The 5,517-nt window shown below is 56.0% G+C and carries 7 protein-coding genes; all 7 read left to right on the forward strand.

Features of this window, described 5'->3' with window-relative positions:
• Positions 1-153 precede the first annotated feature (153 nt).
• The 7 genes from tgt to secF all read left to right on the forward strand — a co-directional run bounded on the left by tgt (position 154) and on the right by secF (position 5,495).
• A complete protein-coding gene (tgt, locus tag FZ041_RS09400) occupies positions 154-1,272 on the forward strand; it encodes a tRNA guanosine(34) transglycosylase Tgt (protein ID WP_149189375.1) in 1,119 nt (372 codons plus the stop codon).
• A gap of 15 nt (positions 1,273-1,287) precedes the next feature.
• Entirely contained in the window at positions 1,288-1,575 is a 288-nt protein-coding gene (gene yajC / locus FZ041_RS09405) for a preprotein translocase subunit YajC (protein ID WP_075428180.1), read from the forward strand.
• A 2-nt stretch (positions 1,576-1,577) separates the two neighbouring features.
• Complete coding sequence (locus tag FZ041_RS09410) at positions 1,578-2,168, forward strand: 5-formyltetrahydrofolate cyclo-ligase (RefSeq protein ID WP_149189376.1); 591 nt, start codon at positions 1,578-1,580, stop codon at positions 2,166-2,168.
• Between the two features lie 9 nt (positions 2,169-2,177).
• A complete protein-coding gene (locus FZ041_RS09415; protein WP_149189377.1) occupies positions 2,178-2,888 on the forward strand; it encodes a PP2C family protein-serine/threonine phosphatase in 711 nt (236 codons plus the stop codon).
• A gap of 16 nt (positions 2,889-2,904) precedes the next feature.
• On the forward strand, positions 2,905-3,258 hold the full coding sequence (locus FZ041_RS09420; RefSeq protein WP_149189378.1) for a DEAD/DEAH box helicase family protein: 354 nt from the start codon (positions 2,905-2,907) through the stop codon (positions 3,256-3,258).
• An 88-nt stretch (positions 3,259-3,346) separates the two neighbouring features.
• Positions 3,347-4,582 (forward strand): protein translocase subunit SecD, encoded by a 1,236-nt coding sequence (secD, locus tag FZ041_RS09425; RefSeq protein ID WP_187626357.1) that lies wholly within the window; start codon positions 3,347-3,349, stop codon positions 4,580-4,582.
• Entirely contained in the window at positions 4,575-5,495 is a 921-nt protein-coding gene (gene secF, locus FZ041_RS09430) for a protein translocase subunit SecF (RefSeq protein WP_149189379.1), read from the forward strand. Before secD ends, secF begins: the two co-directional genes overlap by 8 nt.
• The last annotated feature ends 22 nt before the right edge of the window (positions 5,496-5,517 follow it).

Consider the following 5,517-nt stretch of genomic DNA (forward strand, 5'->3'; position numbering starts at 1 on the left):
AGTAATAGCTGGTAAAGGCTCTCAGGAAATGATTCCCTGGGAGCCTTTTTCGTGTATGTTTTTGTATTTTTCTATCATATATGTTATGATATAGACTTGATGGCAGTGTATCTTTTACTGCCTTGAAATCGCAAGAAAATTGGAGGTTTTTGTTTGACAGCGATTACCTATGAATTGATTCGCAAAGATGAAAAGACGGGGGCGCGTGCGGGTATCATCCATACGCCGCATGGCAGTTTCCCTACACCGATATTCATGCCGGTGGGCACGCAGGCTTCAGTCAAGGGTGTGAGCCCCGACGAGCTCAAGGACCTGGGCGCTGGCATTATCCTATCGAATACGTATCACTTATTCCTGCGTCCGGGCATGGAGCTTGTCAAGGAGGCCGGCGGCCTGCACAAGTTCATGCATTGGGATCGCGCGATCCTGACCGATAGCGGCGGGTTCCAGGTTTTCTCGCTTGGCGATCTGCGCAAGATTACCGAGGAGGGCGTGACGTTCCGTTCGCATATTGACGGCTCAAAGAAATTCCTGTCGCCAGAGGTATCGATGCAGGTGCAGATGTGCCTGGGCTCCGATATCGTCATGGCTTTTGACGAGTGCGTGCCGTATCCGGCCGACCATACCTATGCGTTAAAATCCAGTGAGCGCACGCTGCGCTGGGCTGAGCGCTGCCAGAAGACGATGACGGCTCCAAACCAGGGCCTCTTTGGCATCGTGCAGGGCGGCATGTACAAAGACCTGCGCAAATGGCATGCGCAGGCACTTGTTGACATGGACTTTCCTGGCTATGCAGTCGGCGGTCTTTCCGTCGGCGAGCCACCGGAGCTCATGTATGAGATGCTGGACTACTCGACGTCGCTCCTGCCGGAGAACAAGCCGCGTTACCTCATGGGCGTCGGCACGCCGGACCATCTCGTCGAGGGTGTCATGCGCGGCATCGATATGTTCGACTGCGTCTACCCGACGCGCGTCGCCCGCAATGGCATGGCGATGACCTGGACGGGACGCCTCGTCATGAAGAATGCCCAGTTCACCCATGACCACAATGTCATGGAGGAGGGCTGCGGCTGCTATGCGTGCCGCAATGGCTACACGCGTGCGTATATCCGCCATCTGGTGCGCGCTGGCGAGATTTTCGGCCTGCGCCTCCTGTCGCTGCATAACCTCTACTTCCTGGAAGAGTTTGTGCGCCGCATGCGCCAGTCCATCATTGATGGGAAATTCACGGAGTTCCGTACGGACTTCCTGAATAACTATAACAAGAAATAATGAGGAGTTGATTTTATGAGTCCAGAAATGGCAGCTGCCCTCGGCACTTGGGGGCCAATCATCATCATGGTAGCAATCTTCTACTTCCTGCTGTACCGTCCGCAGAAGAATGCGCAGAAACGCCGCATGAGCATGCTGGACAGTCTCAAGACGGGCAACCGCGTCATGACGATCGGCGGCATCTACGGCACGATTGTTGCCATTGACGATACGAAGGTCGAGCTGAAGATTGCCGAGCATACGGTCATCGAGGTTGCCCGCTCGTCTATCAATGCCAACCTCACACAGGATAAGCAGGCCTGACGATGACGGCAGCGATAAAGGAGGCCAAGAAGGCCCTGCGGGCGCAGATGACCGCGCGGCGCAAGGCCTTGACGCCGGAGTGCCGTGCGGCGGCAAGCCAGCAGATGCTCCAGAAGCTCTATGCACTGCCGGCCTACCAGCAGGCAGCAACGGTGTTCCTTTATGCGTCGATGCCCGATGAGGTGCAGCTCTATGGCCTCATGGAGCAGGCGCTGGCCGATGGCAAGACCGTCTGCCTGCCGCTCATCACGGGCAAGGGGACGATGGAGGCCGTGCGGCTGCCGTCGCTTTCTGACCTCGTGACCGGTCAATTCGGTATTTTGACCGTTGACAAGTCAAAACGCGAGTTAGTGCCTGCGGAAAATATCGACCTCATCATCGTGCCCGGTGCCGCTTTTGACCGGTCAGGGCATCGCCTGGGTCTTGGGGCTGGATTTTATGACCGGTTCATGACCGCGAAGGCGCCGCAGGCGTACCGCTGCGCGCTGGCCTTTGACTGCCAGCTGGCAGCAGAGGTGCCGGTGGAGCCGCATGATGCGCTCGTGCAGCACATCATCACGGAAAAGGAGAGCTTTACCATTACGCAAAGGTAAGTGATTGTTATGGAAATCAAGATTGGCCTGGCGAAGACAGCCAAGTACGCCATGGAGGTCTGCGGCGATTCCTGTGATATCGCCGAGCGTCCCCATGGCGGCATATCGGCCATCATCGCCGATGGGCAGGGCAATGGGCTGGCCGCGCATCATACGAGCGGCTGGGTCGTCAACAAGGCGGTGCAGCTGATCGCCGATGGCGCCCGGGACGGCGCTGTGGCCCGTGCCGTACATGACTATCTCTATGCGATGAAGGACAAGAAGGTGTCGTGCACACTGACGGTCGTCAGTGCGGATCTTGACACCGAGACGGCGGTCATCAGCCGCAATTCGAACTGTCCGGTCATCGTCAGGACGGAAGACTACGAATCGGTCTATGATGAACCCGTCGAACCGATCGGCGTCAACCGGCATATGAAGCCGCTGATGTACGAAATCCCGCTGGAGGCGGGCATGCTCATCGTCTCGTATACCGATGGCATTGCTCATGCGGGCCGCAAGCGTACAGGGCATGCGGCTGACTTTGACAAAATAATGGAAATCGTCCGCAAGAATAAGGCAGAAGATGCAGCGTTCATTGCCAAGAGCATCATGGACTATGCATTGACGCTCGATGCGGACAAGGCTTCGGATGATATGACCGTTCTCGTTCTCGGGGTAACGGAGGGCTCGTCCAATCCGCCCCGCATCGAGCAGATAGAGGTCACGTATCCCTATTGATAAGGAGGGGATTCCCATGAAGATCGCAATCGTTGGTGTCTGCGCCTCGGGCAAGACCACGCTGGTAGCGGGTCTCAGAGCCGCAGGCTATGATGCCTACAACGTCGCGCAGGAGCATTCCTGCATCCACAATTTCTGGGCCAAGCGCCAGCCGGATCTCGTCGTCATGATCGATGCGACGATGCCGGCAATCCGCAAGCGACGGCAGGTCTTCTGGGATGAATCACGGCTGGTCACACAGCATAAGCGGCTGGCGGATGCCAGAGCGCACGCTGATCTCTACATCCAGACCGATTCGCTGACTGTCAAGCAGGTACGCGATAAGGTCATAGCCTTCATCGAGGCCAAGGAAGCAGGTAAGTCTGCGTGATTTACCGTGCCTGCTTTTTAGATAAAAGTAAATCTGGGAGCAATGCTCCCGCAAGAAAGGGTTGAATCCGTTGAGAAAAGACAATCTCATCAAACTGATTGTCTGCGTCGTTGCTATCATCGGCATTTTCGTCGCCTTCGTCAAACCTCTGGCATTCTCTATCCGCCAGGGCCTTGACCTGCAGGGCGGCACGCATGTCGTACTCGAGGCAGAGGACACAGATATCGCAAAGGTCAATGATGACGCCATGAACCGCGTCGTCACCATCATGGAAAAACGCGTCAACGCGCTGGGCCTCACTGAGCCAATCATCCAGCGCGAGGGAAGCCGCCGCGTCATCATCGAGCTGCCGGGTGTCAAAGACCCGGATGCCGCGATCAAAACGATTGGTAAGACGGCAATGCTCGAATTCAAAGATGAGGAAGGCAATACCGTTTTGACGGGTACTGACCTTAAAGATGCGCAGGCAGCTACGAACCAGAACAGCGGCCAGCATGTCGTAAACCTCGAATTCTCCGATGAGGGCGCGAAGAAATTTGCGGATCTCACGACGAAAAATGTCGGCCGTACGATTGCCATCCTGCTCGATGGCGAGGTGCTGACGGCGCCGAACGTCCGTGAGCCGATTCTCGGCGGCAAGGCCGAAATCTCCGGCCAGAAGACGCTCGAGGAGGCACAGCAGCTCGCTGTCGTCCTCAGAAGCGGTGCTCTGCCGGTCAAGGTCAACATCATCGAGACGCGTACGGTCGGCCCGTCCCTTGGTCAGGATTCCAAGGACAAGTCCACATTTGCGTTTGCCGTCGGCATTGGTGCTGTTCTCGTATTCATGATCCTGTTCTACCGTCTGTCGGGCTTCATTGCTGACGTAGCTCTGATGGCTTACACGGTCATGCTGCTTGGTCTTTTGTATCTGCTCGATGCTACGCTGACGCTTCCTGGTGTCGCCGGTATCATCCTGTCAATCGGTATGGCCGTTGATGCGAACGTCCTGATTTTCGAGCACTTCAAAGAGGAGTACCAGATCCAGGGCAAGACGCTGCGCCTGTCGATGGACGCTGGCTTCAAGCGTGCGTTCACGACAATCTTCGACTCGAACATCACGACCATCATCGCCGCTGGTGTCCTGTTCTTCTTGGGCACCGGTACGATCCGCGGCTTTGCCATCACCCTGGGCCTTGGTACGATCTTGTCGATGTTTACGGCTATCACCTTGTCCCAGTACATGCTCAAGCTCATGATCAATTCGAAAATCGCAGAGTCTCCGAGCGCCTATGGCGCCAATGGCTATATGCTTTGGAAAAAGGAGGATCTGAAACATGAATAAGCTCAATCTGGCTGGACATAGAAATCTTTTCTTCCTCCTTTCGGCCATCATCATCGCCGCCGGCATTGCCTGCATGTGCATCCGCGGCTTCAACTTCGGCATCGATTTCACGGGCGGTACGATTATCGACCTTAAATTCGAAAAGCCGGTAACGATTGCCGAGGTTCGCTCAAGCCTGGCTAAATACAACCTCGAGGGCTCGACGATCCAGCTTTCGGGAGAAAACGGCGCAGCGACCGATGCAACGATGGGCGAGAATGTCATGATCCGCACGGTTGACCTCGAGGAGAACCAGCGCAAGGATGTCATGTCGACGCTCAAGTCCGATGTCGCTGACTATCAGGTACTGCGTGAAGAGAAAGTCGGCGCGACGATTGGCGGCGAGCTTATCACCAATGCGGTGCTGGCCCTCGTCGTTTCCTGGGCACTCATCATCCTCTACGTCGCTTACCGCTTCGAATGGCGTTTCGGCGTAGCGGCAGTCCTTGCCCTCGTGCATGATATCCTCATCGTGCTGGCCGTATTCTCGTTCACCCAGCGTCAGATCGATTCGTCCTTCATCGCAGCGCTCTTGACGGTCGTCGGTTACTCGATCAACGATACCATCGTCATCTTCGACCGCATCCGCGAGAACCTCAAGCTGCACTTCCGTCGTGGCGGCAACATCGATACGCTCGTCAACACGTCGATTTTCCAGACGCTGACGCGCTCGCTGTACACGGTCTTCACGGTCATGTTCACGACCTTTGCGCTCTACTTCTTCGGCGGCGACACGACGAAGGACTTCGCCTTCGCCCTGCTCGTCGGCTTCGGTTGTGGCTGCTATTCGTCCATCTTCATCGCCAGCCCGCTGTGGATTGTCTTCCGCAACTGGGGCGAGAAAAAACATAAAGTAAAAGCTGTAACGGAATAAAACAGCAACAGAAGCCTTCCCG

The sequence above is a fragment of the Pseudoselenomonas caprae genome, assembly GCF_008271345.1.
Classification (GTDB): domain Bacteria; phylum Bacillota; class Negativicutes; order Selenomonadales; family Selenomonadaceae; genus Selenomonas_A; species Selenomonas_A caprae.